This is a genomic window from Brachyspira alvinipulli ATCC 51933, assembly GCF_000518245.1.
GTDB lineage: Bacteria > Spirochaetota > Brachyspiria > Brachyspirales > Brachyspiraceae > Brachyspira > Brachyspira alvinipulli.
On the sequence record NZ_JADF01000008.1, the window covers coordinates 314977 to 335826 of the forward strand.

General features: G+C 27.0%; 22 protein-coding genes. 16 read left to right on the forward strand and 6 right to left on the reverse strand.

Annotated elements, in window-relative coordinates:
• Window positions 1–7: 7 nt before the first annotated feature.
• A complete protein-coding gene (locus tag T324_RS0101305; protein WP_028328632.1) occupies window positions 8–1669 on the reverse strand; it encodes an AAA family ATPase in 1662 nt (553 codons plus the stop codon).
• A 237-nt stretch (window positions 1670–1906) separates the two neighbouring features.
• On the opposite strand from T324_RS0101305, the gene T324_RS0101310 reads away from it, so the two are divergent.
• Genes T324_RS0101310 through pgsA form a run of 4 tightly spaced genes read left to right on the forward strand, consistent with a single transcriptional unit; the run spans window position 1907 to window position 5246 of the window.
• A complete protein-coding gene (locus tag T324_RS0101310) occupies window positions 1907–2857 on the forward strand; it encodes an ABC transporter ATP-binding protein (protein ID WP_028328633.1) in 951 nt (316 codons plus the stop codon).
• Complete coding sequence (locus T324_RS0101315; RefSeq protein WP_028328634.1) at window positions 2858–3580, forward strand: ABC-2 transporter permease; 723 nt, start codon at window positions 2858–2860, stop codon at window positions 3578–3580.
• Between the two features lie 42 nt (window positions 3581–3622).
• Window positions 3623–4651 (forward strand): DUF4340 domain-containing protein, encoded by a 1029-nt coding sequence (locus tag T324_RS0101320; RefSeq protein ID WP_028328635.1) that lies wholly within the window; start codon window positions 3623–3625, stop codon window positions 4649–4651.
• Between the two features lie 37 nt (window positions 4652–4688).
• Window positions 4689–5246 carry a CDP-diacylglycerol--glycerol-3-phosphate 3-phosphatidyltransferase gene (gene pgsA / locus T324_RS0101325; RefSeq protein WP_028328636.1) on the forward strand — a complete coding sequence of 186 codons (558 nt, stop codon included), beginning with the start codon at window positions 4689–4691 and terminating at the stop codon, window positions 5244–5246.
• 105 nt (window positions 5247–5351) lie between these two features.
• Here the strand turns inward: pgsA and T324_RS18360 are convergent, their stop codons facing one another.
• The 4 genes from T324_RS18360 to galK form a co-directional block, all read right to left on the reverse strand.
• Entirely contained in the window at window positions 5352–5915 is a 564-nt protein-coding gene (locus T324_RS18360; RefSeq protein WP_028328637.1) for a hypothetical protein, read from the reverse strand.
• 118 nt (window positions 5916–6033) lie between these two features.
• Complete coding sequence (locus T324_RS0101335) at window positions 6034–6609, reverse strand: hypothetical protein (protein ID WP_028328638.1); 576 nt, start codon at window positions 6607–6609, stop codon at window positions 6034–6036.
• 114 nt (window positions 6610–6723) lie between these two features.
• Window positions 6724–7828 (reverse strand): peptide chain release factor 2 gene (gene prfB / locus T324_RS0101340; RefSeq protein ID WP_156920130.1). Its coding sequence is split into 2 segments (ribosomal slippage): window positions 6724–7755 and window positions 7757–7828, totalling 1104 coding nucleotides; the frame shifts between segments, so codons are not numbered across the junction.
• Between the two features lie 45 nt (window positions 7829–7873).
• Window positions 7874–9055, reverse strand: coding sequence for a galactokinase (gene galK, locus T324_RS0101345; protein WP_028328640.1), 1182 nt, complete (start codon window positions 9053–9055; stop codon window positions 7874–7876).
• Between the two features lie 189 nt (window positions 9056–9244).
• Here galK and T324_RS0101350 point away from each other — a divergent pair, with 189 nt between their 5' ends.
• The 12 genes from T324_RS0101350 (at window position 9245) to fabF (ending at window position 20224) form a co-directional block, all read left to right on the forward strand.
• Window positions 9245–10513: an L-cysteine desulfidase family protein gene (locus T324_RS0101350; protein WP_028328641.1), complete on the forward strand. Its 1269-nt coding sequence runs from the start codon at window positions 9245–9247 to the stop codon at window positions 10511–10513.
• A 167-nt stretch (window positions 10514–10680) separates the two neighbouring features.
• A complete protein-coding gene (locus T324_RS0101355) occupies window positions 10681–11523 on the forward strand; it encodes a hypothetical protein (RefSeq protein ID WP_028328642.1) in 843 nt (280 codons plus the stop codon).
• The gene (locus T324_RS0101360) at window positions 11483–12388 is read left to right on the forward strand and encodes a tetratricopeptide repeat protein (RefSeq protein ID WP_028328643.1); all 906 of its coding nucleotides are present in this window, start codon (window positions 11483–11485) and stop codon (window positions 12386–12388) included. The genes T324_RS0101355 and T324_RS0101360 overlap by 41 nt, the downstream gene beginning before the upstream one ends.
• A gap of 49 nt (window positions 12389–12437) precedes the next feature.
• The gene (locus tag T324_RS0101365) at window positions 12438–12893 is read left to right on the forward strand and encodes a DciA family protein (protein ID WP_028328644.1); all 456 of its coding nucleotides are present in this window, start codon (window positions 12438–12440) and stop codon (window positions 12891–12893) included.
• Window positions 12886–13767 carry a hypothetical protein gene (locus T324_RS0101370; RefSeq protein ID WP_028328645.1) on the forward strand — a complete coding sequence of 294 codons (882 nt, stop codon included), beginning with the start codon at window positions 12886–12888 and terminating at the stop codon, window positions 13765–13767. The genes T324_RS0101365 and T324_RS0101370 overlap by 8 nt, the downstream gene beginning before the upstream one ends.
• A gap of 1 nt (window position 13768) precedes the next feature.
• Complete coding sequence (locus T324_RS0101375) at window positions 13769–14269, forward strand: hypothetical protein (protein ID WP_028328646.1); 501 nt, start codon at window positions 13769–13771, stop codon at window positions 14267–14269.
• A 37-nt stretch (window positions 14270–14306) separates the two neighbouring features.
• The gene (locus tag T324_RS0101380) at window positions 14307–14861 is read left to right on the forward strand and encodes a DNA-3-methyladenine glycosylase I (RefSeq protein WP_028328647.1); all 555 of its coding nucleotides are present in this window, start codon (window positions 14307–14309) and stop codon (window positions 14859–14861) included.
• 18 nt (window positions 14862–14879) lie between these two features.
• A complete protein-coding gene (locus T324_RS0101385; RefSeq protein ID WP_028328648.1) occupies window positions 14880–16049 on the forward strand; it encodes a cyclic nucleotide-binding domain-containing protein in 1170 nt (389 codons plus the stop codon).
• A gap of 108 nt (window positions 16050–16157) precedes the next feature.
• A complete protein-coding gene (glmM, locus tag T324_RS0101390) occupies window positions 16158–17558 on the forward strand; it encodes a phosphoglucosamine mutase (protein ID WP_028328649.1) in 1401 nt (466 codons plus the stop codon).
• A 256-nt stretch (window positions 17559–17814) separates the two neighbouring features.
• Window positions 17815–18564, forward strand: coding sequence for a 3-oxoacyl-[acyl-carrier-protein] reductase (gene fabG / locus T324_RS0101395; protein WP_028328650.1), 750 nt, complete (start codon window positions 17815–17817; stop codon window positions 18562–18564).
• 76 nt (window positions 18565–18640) lie between these two features.
• The gene (acpP, locus tag T324_RS0101400; RefSeq protein WP_028328651.1) at window positions 18641–18880 is read left to right on the forward strand and encodes an acyl carrier protein; all 240 of its coding nucleotides are present in this window, start codon (window positions 18641–18643) and stop codon (window positions 18878–18880) included.
• 90 nt (window positions 18881–18970) lie between these two features.
• Entirely contained in the window at window positions 18971–20224 is a 1254-nt protein-coding gene (fabF, locus tag T324_RS0101405) for a beta-ketoacyl-ACP synthase II (protein WP_028328652.1), read from the forward strand.
• Window positions 20225–20353: 129 nt separating this feature from the next.
• On the opposite strand, the gene rnhA is transcribed toward fabF, so the two are convergent.
• On the reverse strand, window positions 20354–20848 hold the full coding sequence (gene rnhA / locus T324_RS0101410; RefSeq protein WP_028328653.1) for a ribonuclease HI: 495 nt from the start codon (window positions 20846–20848) through the stop codon (window positions 20354–20356).
• Window positions 20849–20850: the final 2 nt, after the last annotated feature.

A 20850-nucleotide genomic window follows, 5' to 3' on the forward strand; every position in this document is an offset into this window, starting at 1 on the left:
AAAAACCTTAATAATTACTATTTAATTTCTCTATACAATGCTCAATATTAATTTTAAGAGATTTCAAACTAGATAAATAATCATTATTATAAATAGACTTCTGTATATATTTTTCATTTATAAAAACACTGTCACACTTTTCAATCATAGATTCCAAATCACTTTCATAAGACTCTATTTTATTATTTAATGTATTAAGCAAATCAGAGCAAACATACATATAACTATTTCTTTTATTGTATTCTATAGGTTTTATATCCCCTTTTCTAAACTTAAAAGGAATAGATACATTTAATGATAATACTACATCTCCATTTTGATCAACAAAACGGTTGTAATAACTATTAGTTTTTATATTAATAGTATTTGAATCTATCAATGAACAAAATACACTATCGGCTACAATATAATCACTAGAATTTTTCAAATTACTGTAATTATTATATCTTGGGCTTCTGCTGCTTGCATTATTAAAAGCATCATTCTCATATACATTTATTAAAGGACTAAATTGCGTATTATTATTAATTTTATCAATTTCAATATAAAATTTTACACTACTCATACTATTATTTCCATACGTATTTTTATATTCATAAAATACATCTATACCAAAATACTTTTTACCATTTATATTAATTTCATTTTCATATTCATCTCTGTCACTTATAGAATCTTTATCTATATTTGTTTTAATTTCTTCTGCTTCATCATATATTTTATCATAATCAAATTCATCAATATTATCATTCAAAAAACGCATTATAGATTTTTTCACTATGCTATTAACAGCTTTAATATTTTCCTCCAATGTCCATATACAATTAGAAATTAAAAAACAGTCAAAAGGTAGTATTTCTTTTCTATCTGAAAAATATGCAGAAGCCTTTAATATATAAACAATATTCTTCCACCTTCTATCAGAAATATAAATAGGTTCATTATTGCCGTTATTATATTCATCTATTTCATTTTTTATTGAAATTATAATATTGATAATATTAGAAGGAACTTCCACTTCTTCTATATTACTTTTTAAACTTTCCAAATATTCAGCTGATATTTTATCTTCTTCATTTAAATTAGCATTAAAATCAACATCTTTATCAACTATCAATGATTTAAAATTATCTATATCTTCTGCAGGATTAACTAATAAACGCATTATAAATCTGTCATACATTGCCTCAAGTCCTTGACCTTTAGTAGGAGTTTCATTACTTGATGCAACTAATATTTTTAAAGGAACTTTTTCTTCAACACTTCCATTTCTGTATATTTTTTCATTTATTATAGTTAATAATGTATTTAATATTGCAGGACTGCTTTTCCAAATTTCATCTAAAAATACAAAATCAGCTTTTGGCAAATAACCTTCTGTCTGTCTTTCAAATTTATCTTCTTTTAATTTTGATAAGCTTACAGGGCCGAAAACATCTTCAGGGGTTGTAAATCTGTTCATAAGCTGACCAAAATATTTTGAATCTTTAAAAGCTGAAGCTATTCTTCTTACAATTAAACTTTTAGCTGTACCTGGAGGGCCGTATAAAAATACTGATTTTCCAGCCAAAGCACATAAAAAAGTAAATGATATAATATCCTCTTTTTCATACAGTCCTTCTGAAAGTTTTTTAATAATACCGTTTATTTTTTCTTTGTTTAAATCCATATATAGTACCTTTAATTTGTCATATTTATAATTATAATAATAATATCATTAATGGCAATATACTATATTAATTATGCCATATAAGTTTAAATATATACTTATATAGATATATAATAAATACAATACATTTCAAACATATTTTATTTTACAATTTTATAATTGTTTTTTTACTTTATATATATTATAATGTTTTGTACTTATATTATATTTTTTATCAACATAATCAAAAGGAATAAAATGATATCAGTAGAGAAATTGAATAAATATTATGGTGATTTTCATGCTTTAAAAGGCGTAAGTTTTGAAATAAATGCTGGAGAAATTGTAGGAATACTTGGACCTAATGGAGCCGGAAAGTCTACTACTTTAAGAATATTAACATGTTATCTTTCACCTACAAGCGGTAATGCTATTATAGACGGTAAAAGCATATTAAACAATGAAAGAGAGGTGAAAAAGGTTATAGGATATTTGCCTGAATCAGCACCTCTTTATGATGATATGTGCGTGTTTGATTATCTTGTTTATATGGCAGAGATTCAGGAACTTGAGAGAAGCAGATTAACAGAAAGACTTAATTATGTAGTAGAAGCATGCAGTTTAAAAGATGTTATATCAAAGTCAATCGGAGAGCTTTCAAAAGGTTATAAACAGCGTGTAGGTATTGCAGGAGCTATTATACATGATCCTAAAATACTTATATTAGATGAACCTACTAACGGACTTGACCCTAACCAAATAGTAGAAATAAGAGAGCTTATTAAAGAACTTGGAAAAGAAAAAACTGTTCTTATATCAACTCATATATTAAGTGAAGTTGAAGCTACTTGTTCCAGAGCTATTATTATAAATCAAGGAAATGTTATAGCAGATGCTGATCCTAAACACTTGAGTTTAAATGATACAAGTAAAGAGAATAGAGTATCAACAAAAATAAAATTATCTATAAAAACTAATGATGATAATAATAAAATAATAGAAAAATTAAAAACTATAGAAAATGTTTATGATGCTAAAATTGAAGATAACGGTAATCTAAAAGATATTGTTATATTTTCCAATGATGAAGAACCTAGAGAAAAGATATATGTATTCATAAAAAATACTGATTGGATAATATATGAAATGACAAAAGAAAAACAAAATTTAGAAGCCGTATTCCATACATTAACAAAAGGAGACAAATAAGTGGAAAACATTTTTTCATTAAATAAATCAAATATTATATTAAAAAAAGAATTAAGACATATATTCTTTTCTCCAATAGCATATATATTTTCAGCAATATTTTTAATAGTAAGCGGAGTATATTTTTTCTCAAGATTTTTTATACTTCAGCAGAATGATATGCAGGATTTTTTCGGTATACTGCCTTTGATTCTATCACTAATAATACCTCCTATAACTATGGGATTATTATCAAGTGAGTTTTCAAGCGGTTCTTATGAGCTTATAAGCACTCAGTCAGTTTCATCATTAGAAATTATATTAGGAAAATTCTGTTCTGCTGTGATATTTATGCTTTTTGCGCTAGTTCCAACTATACTCTACCCTATCACATTAATATTTTTGGGAAGATTAGACTTAGGACCTGTTATTGCAGGATATATTGGAAGTGTATTTCTTATTATGGCTTTATGTGCTATAGGAATATTTGCATCATCTACTACAAAAAATCAAATAGTAGCATTAATTGTAGGGCTTGCAATTATGATATCTTTGAACATGTTTTTAAGATATTTAACTCTGCTTTTTCCTTCTATAGTTAATATTATAGAAGTTATTAGCGGAGATTATCATTTTGCAAACATTTCAAGAGGAGTATTAGATTTAAGAGATATTGTTTATTTCTTGTCCGTTACTGTTATATTTTTATATTTAGCTAATATTATGCTGGAAAATAGAAAATAATTTACGATATAAAAAATCAAAATAAAAAAATAGGATAAAAAAATGAATAAGAACGTTACAAAAATTATAATTCTTCTTGTGGTATTAGCTGTAATAGGTGTTATAGCATTTTTCACCACAAAACAAAAACGTATAGAAACTGAGGCAAATAAACCAAGAACTCAGATTTTTGAACTTAATGAAACAAATGTAACAAAATATGAATTAAGATATTCAGAAGAGCCAATAATAGTAGAAAAAATAGATGAAACTTGGAAAGTAACATCTCCTTCTAATAATTATAAAATAGACCAATTAGAGGCTTTTGCTAATGTTAAAAACTTTAATACTTTGAATATTGATATGATTATAACAAATCTTAGTGAAATTGAATCATTTGGACTTGAAAACCCAAGCAATGAATTTACAGTTTGGGAAGGAAATAAAGAATATAAAATATTTGTAGGAAATAAAACAGCTGATGAAGAAAGATATTATGTAAAATACAATGATGAATATTTTAGTGTTGAACTCGTATATATAGAAGCACTTAAAAAAACTATTGATATGTTAAGAGATAAAATAATATTTGATAAACCTATATATATAGATTCTGTTCTTAAAGTTGAAAGCAATATCAGAGATTATACAAATGTTATAAAGAAAGAAAACAGAACTAATTGGGTTGTTGAAGGAATAGAAGAAGAAATAAGTTTAGATAGAGCATACAGAGATTATGAAACATTATCTTTAGTTAAAGCAATTGGATTTGTTAATGATGACAATATGAAACAATATTTAGAGAGATTATTCAAAATTCCAGATGCAAAAATTACAATCTTTATGGAAGATAACACCAAAAAAGAGTATACTTTAGTTTATGATAATAATGAAGGCAAAGTATATGTAAAACCAGAAAGCGGTATAATTTATGAAGTAGACTATTCTATATACAATGCTGCTATGCGCGGAAAAGAATATTATATAAAAACAGAAGAAGATGAAAAAGAAGCCAATAATATGGAAGATGATCCTTATATGGATACAGCAGAAGATAGTATGAGATTAGATGAGAATATACAACAGCAATAATTTTAATAAAAATATTTATTAAAAAAGGAAGTAATTTATGAAAAAGCAAATACCTAATTTACTAAGTATTAGCAGAATAGTTTTATCTCCGCTTGTTATATTTCTGTACTTTTATAATTCTATGATAAGTGCAGTATTAGCATTAATATTTCTTATAATACTAGAAATAACAGACGCTTTAGATGGTGCTATGGCTAGAAAATTAAATTTGGTAAGTGATTTAGGTAAAGTTCTTGATCCATTTGCTGATACAGTATTTCATATAACAATGTTTACAATATTTTTATATGAAGGTTCTATGCCTATATGGATGTATATAATTTCACTTTACAGAGATATGTTTTCAATGTTCATAAGGATTTTAGGTGGATTAAGAGGTTTTGCTGTTGCTGCTAAATTTAGCGGTAAATTAAAAACAGCATCAAGAGCAGCTGCAGTAATTATAATATTTCTTATAAAAATATTGAAGCATACTGATATAGTTCTTCCTTATGATCAAATAACATATTATAGCTTGTTGATAGTAACAATAATAACAATATATTCATTTTTTGATTATATGCCTTTAATAACAGGAAAAGCAAATAAAAAATAATAATTATTATTACTAGTGATAAAGTTTCTTAAAAAATAATGGGTATTCATAAATATTTGAATACCCATTTTTATATATAATAAATATTAAATTATAGTTCTAAAATTAGAACCAATACCTAAAACCAAAATCTCCATAAAATCTAAAGAATTTAGAAAATGTCCATCCGCTGCTGCTTGGATACCATCCAAAAGTCCTAAACCCATCATTACCAACTGCTAGAACACTTAAACCATGAGTAACTTGCAAAAATATTTCCCAATCTCTATCAAGTATAAATGAAAAGCCTAAAGGAAGCCTAAAATTTGCCTCTATATTCCAATAATTATTTCCAAATTCCATTACACCTTCTACACCAGGTCCAAAATACAACCAAACATGAGACTCTCCAAGCATTCCTAATCTATGTTTTAATCCCCACCAATCTGCACTAGCACTGAGTCCAAAAAAAGCAAAGCCTGTTGATGATAGACCTATATTAAGTATTCCTCCAAACATAAATGGAACAACATCAAATTTACCAGTTACACCTAAAGATACTTGAGTTGGAAAACCAGCTCTTATAAAAAATCCTGCACTTTCTCCATTAGGATAAAAAGAGTATAATTTATTAAAAACTGATGTAAAGGACATCATAATAAATATATATATTATTATTTTTTTAGTCATCGCAATCAAGTCCAAAATATTTTATTTAAAAATATAAAAAATAATAGAAAAAAGTAAAGTAAAATAAAAGCCCCGTAATTAAACGGGGCTATAATTTCTTAAATAAAATTTATTAAATTTAGAACCAATATCTAAATCCAACTTGGAATGCTATGTGTAAGAAATTACCGAAATACCATCTGTCTCTGTCTCTATTTCCAAGGTATATACCAAGTATTGAAACTCCGTCTCCATCAGCATGTAAAACGTTAAGAGTAGGTGCAGGCTCTAAGAATATTTCCCATTTTTGTTTAATTAAGAAAGAAAAACCTATAGGCATTCTTAAACCGGCATTAATTGACCATATACCATGGGAACCAAAAGCAAAATCAGCAGCAAGCCCTGGTCCTAAATAGAAATGAACATCAGACTCACCAGCCTGACCCAAAGGTATTTTTAAACCCCACCAATCCATAGTTAAACCAACACCAAAATATTGATAATGAGGATTGAATAAACCTGCTACAGCTTGAACACCAAACATCAAAGGAACACCGTCAAACTGACCTACTAATGCTAAACCTTGATTAGGATATCCAAAAAATAATGAAGCTCCTATTGCAGCACCGTCAGAATAAGCAGCTTGTGCTTTGTTAGGCATAGCAACTGCTAAAATTAATATCATAGCAGAGATAAGTGTAATCTTTTTAAACATAATATTCTCCATTTTTTATATATCTACACTATACAATCTATGTCTAAAAATGTCAACAAGTAACATAACTAATTAAACATAATATCTATTAAATAATAACAAGAAAAAACAAAATTATTTTTTTATTTGCTGTTTTAGATATGCAGATATAAACTCATCTATATTTCCATCCATAACAGAATTCATGTTTCCGCTTTCATGCCCTGTTCTCAAATCTTTTACCATCTGATAAGGCTGAAATACATAACTTCTAATCTGATTACCCCAAGCTATATCCGTTTTTTCACCTGCTATTTTCTGCTTTTCTTTATCCAACTTTTCTTTTTCAAGCTGATAAAGTTTAGCTTTTAACATTTTCATAGCCATATCTTTATTATTATGCTGACTTCTTTCAGCCTGACACTGTACAACAATATTTGTAGGAATATGGGTTATTCTTATAGCAGATGATGTTTTGTTTACGTGCTGACCACCTGCTCCAGAAGCTCTGTATGTATCTATTCTTAAATCTGCAAGATTAATTTCAACTTCAATATCTTCGTCTATATCCGGCATAACACTTACAGCTACAAACGAAGTATGCCTCTTAGCATTAGCATCAAAAGGAGATATCCTAACTAATCTATGCACACCTATCTCAGAACGCAAATAACCATAAGCATAAAGACCTTGTACATAAAAACTGATTTGCTTTATTCCTGCTTCATCACCAGGAAGTTCATCTGTAGTTTCAACTGTAAAACCATGCCTCTCACAAAAACGCACATACATTCTTGAAAGCATAGAAGCCCAGTCGCAGCTTTCTGTACCTCCAGCTCCTGCATTTAATGTAAGATATGCATTTTTGCTGTCAAATTCCCCAGAAAATAAATTTTTAGTTTCTAACTCATCAAAAACTTTTTGAAGTTCTATGCATTCCCCTTCAAGCTCTTTCTCCATTTCTGTATCGCCCGATTCTATAGCCATTTCAACAAGTTCATATATATTATTAGAGTTTTTTATTAGATTTTCAACAGGCTCTATTTTGTCAAGAAGAAGCATTCTTTCTTTCATTAATTTTTGGGCTGCTATATTATCATTCCAAAAATCATCTTTTGCAGATATTTCATCAATCTCTTTTATTCTTTTATAAATAGCATCGGGGTCAAAGATACCCCCTTAATACTTCCGATTGTTCCTTAATATTTGCCACTGAATTTTTAATCTCAGATAATGTCATAAATTTTCCTAATTTATTATTAAAAATTAATTTTTTAATCAAAAATTATTCTTCTGTAGGTAATATTCTAGTACCATTAGATGACTTAAGTATATAAACATCAGCATCTCTTCTAGTTCTTTCTTTGTAATGTGTATATAGATTTTCTATAACATTTTCAACTTCTGTTTTTTTAAGTAATATTAAAACTCCGCCGCCGAAACCTGTACCTATCATTCTAGCACCTAAAACCCCATACATATTAAGAGATTCTTCAACTAAGATATCTAATTCAGCAGTAGAAACCTCATACAACTTGCTTAAACCATCATGCGTTTTTGATATTAAATTTGCCAAATCCTTAATAGAACCTTTCTTAATAGCCTTTACAGCCTGATTTACTCTATCCTGCTCTGAAGAAACATATAAAGCACGTCTTTGCTCTTTGTTTTGCAAAGTCTCCTTAATAAAATCAGCATCTTTAGGCTTTAAATCGCATAAAGATTTTAAATTAGTTTTTTTCTCTTTTAATTTTTTTAATGCATTCTCACATTCTCTTCTTCTTGCATTGTATTCACTATCACTTGAAGTTCTTTTTTTATTACTGTTTACAACAGCCATACAATAATCGCCCATATTAAAATCAAAATATTCATATTTAAGCGAACTCATATTAAAAAAGAATAATGTATTATCTTTTCCCATAAAAATTGCCGCATGATCGCTTAAGGATGTTCTATGAGATGCATATTTTCTTTCACCTTCATATGACAATTTTGCCATATCTAAAGGTTCAATATCCTTTATATTATTTATATCTAAAGCTGCATAAGTTAAACAAGCGCATAATGAGCTTGAAGATGCTAAAGATGTATTAAATGGCAAATCAGTATATACAAATAAATCCATACCATGTATTTTATATCCATTTTCTATAAGTACAGAATATACACCTTTAAAATAAACAGCCCATTCATCTTCTTTATTCTTTTCTAATTCATCCAAAGTAAATGATTTTTTAGCTTTAAAAGAATGAGCATATATATTAATTTTATTATCTGGTCTCTTTCTAGCTACTATATAAGTACCCCTATCTACTGCGGCAGTTATAGTATCGCCTCCTGAATAATCTATAAGCTCCCCTATAATAGTTACTCTGCCGGGTGAAAAATATAATTTTGTATCACCTTTATGACCAAAAACTTCTCTAAATCTTGCTACTATTTTTAAATGTAATCTAGGTATCATAGTTAACTTCTCTCAAAATTTATCTGTTATAAATATCATAAAATGAAAAAAAATCAATAGCATAAATAAAATATTACGGTTAAATATTAATAAATCGTAATTTTTTTAAAAAATTAGATATAAAATATTGATTTTGATAATAAAGAGTAATATAATAATTCGAAGTTTCTAAGTTAGAGGACTATTTCTATGGATAATAAATTATACAATAATTATATAGATATTTTAAAAGAAGAATTAGTGCCGGCATTAGGATGTACAGAACCAATAGCAATAGCTTATGCTGGAGCAAAAATAAGAGATATTGTAGGAGAAATACCTGATTCCATAGTAGTAAAATGCAGCGGAAATATTATTAAAAACGTAAAAGGTGTAACTGTTCCTAATTCTAATGGATTAAAAGGAATTGATATCGCCGCTGTTTTAGGATTAGTAGGAGGAGACTCAAGCAAAAATCTTGAAGTATTATCCACTGTTAAACAAGAAGATATTGATAAAACTAAAGAACTTGTTAAAAGTGGTTTTTGTGAATGTGATTTGATAGAAGGTTCTGAAAATTTACATATTATAATAGAAGCAAAATATAAAAATACCTATTCAAGTATTGAAATAAAAAATGCACATACAAATATAACTAAAATCATTAAAGATGGAAAAGAAATATTTACAGCTGACAATGCTAGTAATGAGAAAGAATTAGCTGACAGAGAATCATTAAAGATAAAAGAAATACTCAATTTTGCAAATGAAGTTAATATAGAAGACATTAGAGAAATTATATTAAGACAAATAGAAATGAATACAGCAATATCCGAAGAAGGCATAAAAAACGAATATGGTTCATCTATAGGAAGAACGCTTCTTAAATATTATGGGGATGATGTTAGAAATAAAGCTAAAGCCTATGCCTCTGCCGGTTCCGATGCCAGAATGGGCGGATGTCCTATGCCGGTAGTAACCAATTCAGGCAGTGGAAATCAAGGAATAACCGTATCAATACCTGTAATAGAATATGCTAAATATATGAATGTATCCGAAGAAAAATTATACAGAGCATTAGTGCTATCAAATTTAATAGCTATACTTCAAAAAAAACATATAGGAAAATTATCTGCTTTCTGCGGTGTTGTTTGTGCTGCTACAGGAGCTGCTTCTGGTATTGCTTATTTGCATGACGCTGACTATAATATAATATCCAATACTATAACAAATGCATTATGCACAATAGGCGGTATGGTTTGTGATGGTGCTAAAGCTTCTTGTGCCTCAAAAATTTCTGAAGCTGTTGATTGCGGAATACTTGCCTATAATTTAGCAAAAGATGGAAAAGTATTCAAATCAGGAGACGGGCTTGTAAAAGATGATATAGAAGCTACTATAGACAGCATAGGAAGAATGGCTAAAGAAGGTATGAAGGGTACTGATATAGAAATATTAAATATAATGATAGATAAATAATATACAATAAACACTATTTTAATTATAAACTAAAAATATAACTCTTTCAAAAACACAATAACAGCACTATAATATTTTATACTAGATTTATTTTAAAAAAATTGTATAATCTATTAATAATATTTTTCGATAACAGTTAAGAGTATTTTTTATAAGGAGTATTTTTTATGGCTGGTTTAAGTGACAAAGAAATTAATGCAACTTTAGCTAGAATAAGAAGTGATTATGAAAAAGGTGCTGAGAAATACGGCAGTAAAATATATAATGTTAATAGTTTTAATGACAGATACAGAGAAGCATTGCAAAACAGACAGGATATATCAAATTTCTTAATTGTTGAAATAAAAATACTAGAAGATATAAAAACAACACTTAGAGATAGAGAATTAGAACGCCAAAGAAAAAAAGCAGAAGAAGAAAAAGCTAAAGAAAATTCTTTCATGAATAAAGTTGATAACATGATAGAAAAATTTAAAAGTGCAGTGGAAAAATACCCTTTAGAAGATATGCATCCTAAAGCTGATCAAGAAATAGAACATTTATATGGTGCTTTTAAGGAATTATACAATTGTTTTTCTGTTATTAGATTCTTTCTATGCGGACCAGCCAGTGATTATGTAGTTGAAACTGCAATAAAAGATTATGATAATCAATTTCAAAAATTTATCATACCTGTTGGGGAAACTAAAGTACCTCAAATATTCGCTGATTATGTTTTTGCATTAAATAACGGAGAAAATTCAAGCAGAGCCGAACAATTTATACTTAAAGAATCTGGTTTCTTCCTACATGCTTTTATAGAAAAAATGACTAATATAAAATCAATAGCATTAAAAATAGCTAATGATGGGGAGATTGTACTTCCTGATTATTTGAATGTTCAGTCGCCTAGAGTTTATAAATTTTTCAAAGGCAAGAAAAAAGAAGAAATGTATGATGCAACTATTGCCTATGCTAATGCAATGATAAATGACTTTAGACTGCAAAGCTTCAAAAAAGATGCCAATTAAAAACATATTAATTTTAATTTTTTGTGCTTTAATAAATATTTCATTATACCCTCAAACTAATAATGATTTTGTATACAATAAAGATAATTTAGCAAATGCATATCGTTTTTATAGAGCAAAAAATTATTCTAAAGCAGCAGAATTATTTGAATATGAAATAGCAAACTCACCTATTCTAAAAATAGAATATTTTGAGAATTTAGCAAATGCATATATGAATTTGAAAGATTATACTAATATGCTTAGAGTATCTAGAAACGGTATAATAGTAAATAGATTCTCTCCTAAATTGTATTTTCAAAAAGGATATGCATTATATAAATTAGGAAATACAAATCAAGCAATAGATTCTATAAGACATTCTATAAGTTTAAAGCCTAATGATGCCTATATGAATAATTTTTTAGGGCTTTTATATTTATATGTTGAAGATTATAAACAGGCAGAATCATCATTTTTAAAAGCAACAGTTTATAGTCCAAACAATATAGTATATATGGTTAATCTAGCTGCAACTTATGAAAGAGATAAAAATTACAGTTCAGCACTTGATCTATATGAATCTGCATACAAATTAGATCCTAAATACAAAGGATTGCATGATTCTATAATTAGAACAAGAACAATACTTGGAATAAATACAAATTCAACAGAAACAGTATCAACAAATCAAAATAATATAATAGACTATAATGAAGATATAGAAGCTAAACCTATAGAATTAGAAAATTACGAAAACAGTATTATAAGTAATAACATTGTAACTAATACAACCAATACTAACACTATAAATAATGCTTCATATACAAATATTCAAGAAAGCGGCAATACAAATATGCAAAAAGATAATTCTACTAATAATTAATATTGATAATATAAATATTTGTTATATTATATAGCTTAGGGATTATTATATGCATACAATAAAAAATACTTTAGAAGAATATTCAAATAGAAAATTATATCATAATATCAATTTATCCAATTATATTAAAATATCACAAAAATGGGATGATATTATTGGTGAAGTGCTTTCAAAAATATGTTATCCTTCATTCTTCAGAAACGGTATATTAACAATAGTTGTTAAAGATAATGTATGGGCTAATGAAATATTTATGAATAGAACAAATATATTCAAAAATATAAAAAAAGAAACTAATATAGAAGTAGTTGAATTAAAAACAAGAATAGGTGAAGTTAATAACAATCCAAATAATAAATCAGAAGAAAATATAAAAAATAATAAAATCATTACTAAAGAACATGAAGAATGGATTGATAATGTTATAAAAGAATCAAATATAAAAGATGAAAGAATGAAAGAAATATTTTTCAATATACTTAAATATGAGGATTATAATGATTGATGATGAGTTTATAAAAAAAGCTGTGAATGAATATAAAGCAACTAGAAGCATTGAATCTTTAAAAGAAATTAATAATCATTTATCTAATTATATATACAATTATCCAAGAAAAGTTTTTGGTACTTATCATAATGATGCATTAGAGTTTTATTCATATTATATTGAAAGAATAGGAAATATAATATTAAAATACAATGAAACAGAAGCTAAATTTATAACATGGTTTACATATACATTAAGAAGTCATTATTTAAATTTTATAGATTACAAAAAAAGAAAAAATAAATACAATAAAAAAGAAATATCAATAGATGCTCCATTATGCAATAGAGATTCATTAACATTGCATGATGTACTTTATGACACTAAATCATATTCTATAAACGAATATACAGAAAACTATAATGAAGAAATAAACATAGAAAATATTGCATTAAAAATGTTTAACTATATAGAAAAAGAATTTAATGACAGAGATTCTTTGGCATTCTTTATGCATAATTTGGAATTATTTATAAATTTAATAGCATCTCCTATTATGAAATATTTTAATATAGGATATGAGGAAGCATATTCCATAATAGAAAAAGCTAGATCAACTTATATAAATAAATATAATGAAATAATAAAACAGCAGGACAGAATAGCTAAAGTGAATGCTCAAATATCTGAAAATAATAGAAAAGGAATTTTTACTGTACATTTAGCGAGCAAAAAACAAAATTATATAAAAAAACTGCATTCTATAAAAATAAATGTGCCTTATGATTTTATAGCAAAACTTTTTAATATTACAAGCAATGCAGTTACAAAAATTATAAACAAAATAAAAACTAATTTGAAAGAACATTTTAATAATTTATTGGATTTATAATATGAACAAATATAATTACACAGAAGAAGAAATTATAAATTATGTTAATGGTATAAAAGTATCCGATGATTTTTTAAAAGAGCTTGAATCAAATACAGATTTACAAAAAGAAGTAAGCTCTCTAAAAAATGATTTATTTCTTATGGAAAATGTAGAAGATTCTAATATGTTCAAAGAATCAAAAATAAAATCAACTATTAATATTAAAAACGGTATAATTGATTATATGCTTTATTTTACTGCATTAACTCCATTAGCTTCAAGAGGCACAGATGATAAAAATATAAAAGATATTTATGTTTATAAAAATATAGAAATATATAAAAGCAATGATGAATACTATATTAATATAAGCAATATAAAAAATTGGTGTGTAATAGAGTATAACGGAGAGAAAATAGTTAATATATTTGGAGAAAGAGATAACTACTCTTCAAACTTAAAAAATGGAAATTATAATATTAAAGTTGATGATTATGAAGCTTCAATAAATATAGAATGAATATAATGAATTAAACAATAAGGAAAGAATTATAACAATGGATGGAATATGTAAATGGGCTAAAACAGAAATAGAAATAAAATACCATAATGAAGAATGGTGCAGAATATGCCATGATGAAAGAAAGCTATTTGAAATGCTTATATTAGAAGGTATGCAGGCTGGCCTTAGTTGGAAATGCATACTTGATAAGAGAGAAAATATGAGAAAAGCATTTGATAATTTCGATTATAAAAAAATAGCTAAATATGATAATAAAAAAATAGAAGAACTGCTTAATGATAAAGGCATTATTAGAAATAAAAGAAAGATTAACGCTCTTATATTAAATGCTCAAAAATTTATTGAAGTTCAGAAAGAATTTGGAAGTTTTGACAAATATATATGGAGCTTTACCGATAATAAACAAATAGATAATAAATTAAAAGATAATTCCGAAATACCTGCAAAAAATGAATTATCTGATAAAATTAGCAAAGATTTAATAAAAAGAGGATTTAAATTTGTAGGAAGTGTAATCATTTACAGTTACATGCAAGGAATAGGAATTGTAAATGATCATTCAATAAACTGCAAATTTCATGATATATAAATAAATGGATATTAAATTATGGGAAAATATAATACTTTATCATTTCAAAAATCATCTATCATATATATAAAAAATCAATACCCTAAAGATTCTTTCTATGTAGTTACAAAAGGAAAGGCTATTTCTTATGGTACTTTTGATTATAATATAGAATTTAATAAAGGCAATATATTAGGTTTGGTAAATGCTGTATTAAATGAGCCATACTTCTATAATGTTAAAGCTGTAGAAGATACAGAAGTAATGGAAATAAAAATAGAAGATATAGTTAATATAGAAAGCAAAGATTTAATGGTAAAGATCGACAGATATTTAGATACATCATTGGAAATGTGGCTCAGTAAATATTATATGTCGCTATCAAATAATCATAATAACAGCATATTCATAAGTTCTAAAGATGATATATTAACAATGGCAGAAGTATATCAAAAAAATGGTTTTTATGATGCATCTTATAAATTATATAAAAAATGTATAGAGTTATTTCCAGAAAGCGAAAATGAAATTAAAAATAAATTGTCAAGTTTAACTCCTATATCAGAACCTACAGTAATGGGTCATAATACATTTAGTTACAAGAAAGGCTATTGTATATATACAGAACTAGAGGCAAGTAACAAATTATATATTATACAATCAGGAAAAGTTGGAATATATAATATAATAAATTCACATCAAATTACCAGAGCAATTTATTCAGAAAGTAATATTATTGATGGATATAAACCTATAGGTAAATACCAAGCATTATCAACAAGCGCTATAATATTAGAGGATTCTTTAATAAAAGTATTAAAAAGAGAAGAATTATTAGATGCTATGGAACATGAACCATCTTTAAAACTTTATTACATAAAAATGGTAAGCATGAAAATAAGAAATACAGTATTAAAAACAATAGTACTTCATACAGATGAAATAATATCAAAACTAATAATAACTTTATATTATATGTTAAAAACAGAAACTTTGCCAAAAGATACAAACTCTATAAATTTATTATATAATGTAAATGATATAAAAACTATAATTAATATTAATGATCTAAAATTAGTAGAAAAAGAATTAAATAAAATAAGATCCGTAAAAATATCAGAAGAGCATCATATCAATATAGTAGATATAAAAAATTTCATTATAGAATATAAAAACTGTATGAATAGAATAACAAGTCATAAAAATTAATAATTGCAAATTATAATAATACTGTTAAAATAAAAAATACTTATCATATTTTACATTTGGTTGTATTTTGAGATTATATAATAAATAACATATATTTAGGAGTTTCAAATGCCTACATTAAAGACAAGCATATCAGGTATAAGAGGAATAATCGGAGATGGACTAGACATAAGAGCAATTGTAGATTATACGTCTGCATTTGCCTGTCTCTTCCCAAAGAAAGCAAAAATTTTGGTAGCAAGAGACACAAGAATAACAGGGGAATCTATATTAAATGCTGTAGCTTCAACATTAATGGCATCAGGAATAAATGTAATAGATATAGGAATAACACCTACACCAACCGCATTATATATGGTTGAAAAATTAAAAATACATGGCGGAATAATGATATCAGCCAGTCATAACCCTATAGAATGGAATGCTTTAAAATTAATAGGAAAAGAAGGAAGATTTTTAGATGAAAAAGCTGTTAATGAACTTATGAAGCTTTATGATAAAAAATCATCAAGATTCGTTAAAGCATTGGAAACAGGAACATATCAAAAAATAGATAATGCTATAGATGAACATATAAAAAGAATAATAAGATTTATAGACGTAGAAAAAATAAAAAAAGCTAATTTCAAAGTAGCATGTGATTATGTTAATGGAACAGGTTTATTTGCTACACCTCCTCTATTAAAAGCATTAGGTGTTAAAGAGATATCAATTAATAAAGAACATACAGGAAAATTTGCTCATGTAGCAGAGCCTTCAGCAGCAAGCATGAAAAGTTTATCTGATTTAGTGAAAAAAAATAAAGTTAATATAGGATTTACTCAAGACCCAGACGCTGACAGACTTGCTATAGTTCTTAATGATGGTACAATTATAAGCGAAGAATATACTTTGGCTTTATGTGCTAAATATTTATGGCTTGTAGGAAAGGGAAATGCAGCTGTTAATCTCTCTACATCAAGAATGATAGATGATTTAGCTAAAGAAAAAGGCTATTCAGTTGATAGAACAAAAATAGGAGAAATAAATGTTTCTTCTCATGTTGTAAAAAATAAACTATATTTCGGAGGTGAAGGAAACGGAGGAATAATAGTTCCTGCTGTAACTCCTGGAAGAGATTCACTTTTAGGTATAGCTTTAATATTAGAGTTAATGGCAACAACAGGAAAGACTATAACAGAACTTGTTAATGAAATACCAAAATATGAAATAGTTAAAGAAAAAATAGAAGTTGCAAAAATAGATGAAGATAATTTCTTAAAACAGGTAAAAGCAGAATATCCTAAATCAAAAATAACAACTATTGATGGTATAAAAATAGATTTAGAAAATGGATGGCTTCATGTACGTTCATCAAATACAGAACCTATTGTACGCATTATAGCAGAAGCTAAAAGTAAGAAAGAAGCTAAAGAGTTAATTGAATCTGCTATGAATATGATAAAAGGAGAAAAACCTGCAAAAAAAGCAGCTCCTAAAAAGGAAACAAATAAAAAAACTACCAAATAATATAAAATAATAATTGATAAAAGCAGAAGATAATCATATCTTCTGCTTTATTTTTTATAATAATTAAACTATTAATACATAAATACTATAGTAAAAACTAACTACTTCGACTTTTAAACCAAAAAAGTCGAAAATTTTAAATTAATAAAAATTACTTGACAAATTTATTATATTTTGTTTTAATATAGTATATATTTAACTAATAAAAAAAAGTTTTGTTATATTATATATCTTTTATATACCAAAAAGGATAGATATGGATTTGAATCTTAAAAATAAAACAGCTATAATAACAGGATCAAGCAGAGGAATAGGTAAAAAAATAGCAGAAACTTTAGCTAGAGAAGGAGTTAATGTTGTAATAACTGCTACTAATTCTGATAAAGCATCAACTGTCGCAGGAGAAATAAAATCTGCATACAATGTAGAAACTTTAGGTTTAGAACATGATGCTAAATCAAGCGAATCTTGTAAAAATGTAATTGCTAAAACTATAGAAAAATTCGGTTCTATTGATATTCTTGTAAATAATGCCGGCATTACGAAAGACATGCTTGTTATACAAATGGATGACAATGCTTGGAATGATGTACTATCAACAAATTTGTCAGGAGCTTTTTATACTTCAAGAGAAGCAGCTAAAAATATGCTAAGAGCTAGAAAAGGAAAAATAATTAATATATCCAGTGTTATTGGTAAAATGGGTAATGCGGGACAAGCTAATTATGCTGCTGCTAAAGCCGGACTTATAGGTATAACAAAATCTATGGCTAAAGAATTTGCACCTAGAAATATATGTGTAAATGCTATAGCACCTGGTTTTATTCAAACTGACATGACAGATGCTTTACCTGAAGATACAGTTAAAGGAATTATGAGTATAACCCCATTAAAGAAATTAGGAACTCCTGAAGATGTTGCTAATTTAGTGTTATTTCTCGCTTCAGATATGAGTAATTATATCACTGGAGAAGTAATAGCAGTTGATGGCGGAATGTCAATGTAATTAATAATTATGTATGTAAGGATGCTAAAATAGCACTTTATAATAAAAAATATTATAATTTTTAAGGAGATTAAAAATGGCATTAATCGATGAAATTAAAGATGTTGTTGCTAATCAATTAAACATCTCAGACAAAAGTAAAATCACTGATACAGCTTCTTTCGTAGATGATTTAAACGCTGATTCACTTGATTTAGTAGAATTAATAATGGAATTAGAAAAACGCTATGACATTAAAATTCCTCAAGAAGATCAAGAAAAAATTAAAAATGTAGCTGATGCAGCTAAATATATTGAAGAGCATAAAGGTAATTAATAATTATTATATTATTATATTTTCCCGTAAGAAAAATATTGTTTTTACGGGAAATTTTTTAATATAATTAACTTAATAGGAGTTTTTTATATGAGTGAACGCAGAGTTGTTATTACAGGACTTGGAATAGTAAGTTCTTTAGGAAATGATGTAAAAACATTCTGGGATAATCTGCTTAATGGTGTTTCTGGAGTAAAAACTTTAAGTAAATATTTTGATCCTGAAAAAGAGCAACTTATTACCAAAATCGGTGCTGAAGCTTTACCAGTTGAAGGCGATTATTATTCTGATAAAAAAATGTTAAGAAGATTAGATCCTTTCATTAATTTTGGAGTATATGCTGCTTATCATGCTTTCAAACAGGCTGGTATAGAACCTAAAACCGGCTTTGATCCTCTCAGAGCAGGATGTGTTCTTGGTAGCGGTATTGGTGGTATAACTACTCTTTTATCTAATCATAATGTTATGCTTTCTGACGGCCCTAATAGAGTTTCACCTTTCTTTGTTCCTATGCAAATTATCAATATGACTTCTGGAGTGATTGCAATGGAATACGGCATGAATGGCCCTAATTACAGCGTAGTTACTGCATGTGCTTCTTCTAACCACTCTATAGGTTTAGGATTCAAACATATAAAAGATAATGAAGCTGATATTATGGTTGTAGGAGGTTCTGAAGCTACTATTAATCCTCTTACTATTGCTGGTTTCAATAATGCAAGAGCTTTATCTACTAGAAATGATGAACCTACTAAAGCATCAAGACCTTTTGATAAAGGAAGAGATGGTTTTGTTATAGCTGAGGGAGCCGGAGTATTAATACTTGAAGAATATGAGCATGCCAAAAAAAGAAATGCTAATATACTTGCTGAAATTTGTGGTTATGGTTTCACAGCTGATGCTAACCATATTACTGCACCTTTAGAAGACGGAGCTATGGGAGCAAGAGCTATGTCTTTAGCTATAGAGAGTGCAAAAATATCACCTGACAAAATAAATTATATAAATACTCATGGTACTTCTACACCTGTAGGAGATATCGCAGAAATTAAAGCAATTAAGAAAGCTTTAGGTGAAGATCATGCTAAAAAAATAAAAATTAATTCTACTAAATCTATGACTGGACATGCTTTAGGTGCTGCCGGCGGTATAGAGGCTGTAGCTACAGTTATGAGTATGATCAATTCAAAAGTACATCCTACTATCAATGTAGAAGAACAGGATCCTGAATGTGATTTAGATGTTGTTGCTAATGTTGCTCAAGACTATAAAATTGAATATGCTATAAGCAATTCATTAGGTTTCGGCGGACATAATGCTTCTATAGTATTTAAAAGAGTTTAAAAAATTATAGTTATAAAAATAAAAGCTGCATTTATTAAATAAATGCAGCTTTTTTAATTAAATCTAGTTTCAATTAAAAATACAGTTTTGAAATACTATTTTATTTACTTTACATAGATAAAATAAAAATCATAAAACATATTTAGTTTTTTCATTAAAAGATGCTGTACTTCCATTTTTAACATGTTCATCCATTAAAATATTAACTATCTCATCAGCACGGTTATTTTCTTTATTATTAGAATGGCCTTTTACTTTAATAAATTCTATGTTATGTTTTTTAGAAAGTTCTATTAATTTTAACCAATACTCTTTATTTTCAACAGGCTTCTTATCACTTTTTATCCAATTATTTTTCTGCCAAGAATATATCCATTTAGTCATACCATTAACTAAGTATGCACTATCGCTGTAAAGTTTAATATTATGGGAATGTTTTAATCTTTCAAGTGCTTTAATGGCAGCATTCATTTCCATCCTATTATTAGTGGTGCTGTCTTCACTTTCACCAATTTCCAAACGAAGATTATGCTTTTCGCTTATAAGTATAGCAGCCCAAGCTCCAAGACCAGGATTACCTCTGCAACCGCCGTCTGTATATATTAGAATATTATCCTTTGTCATAA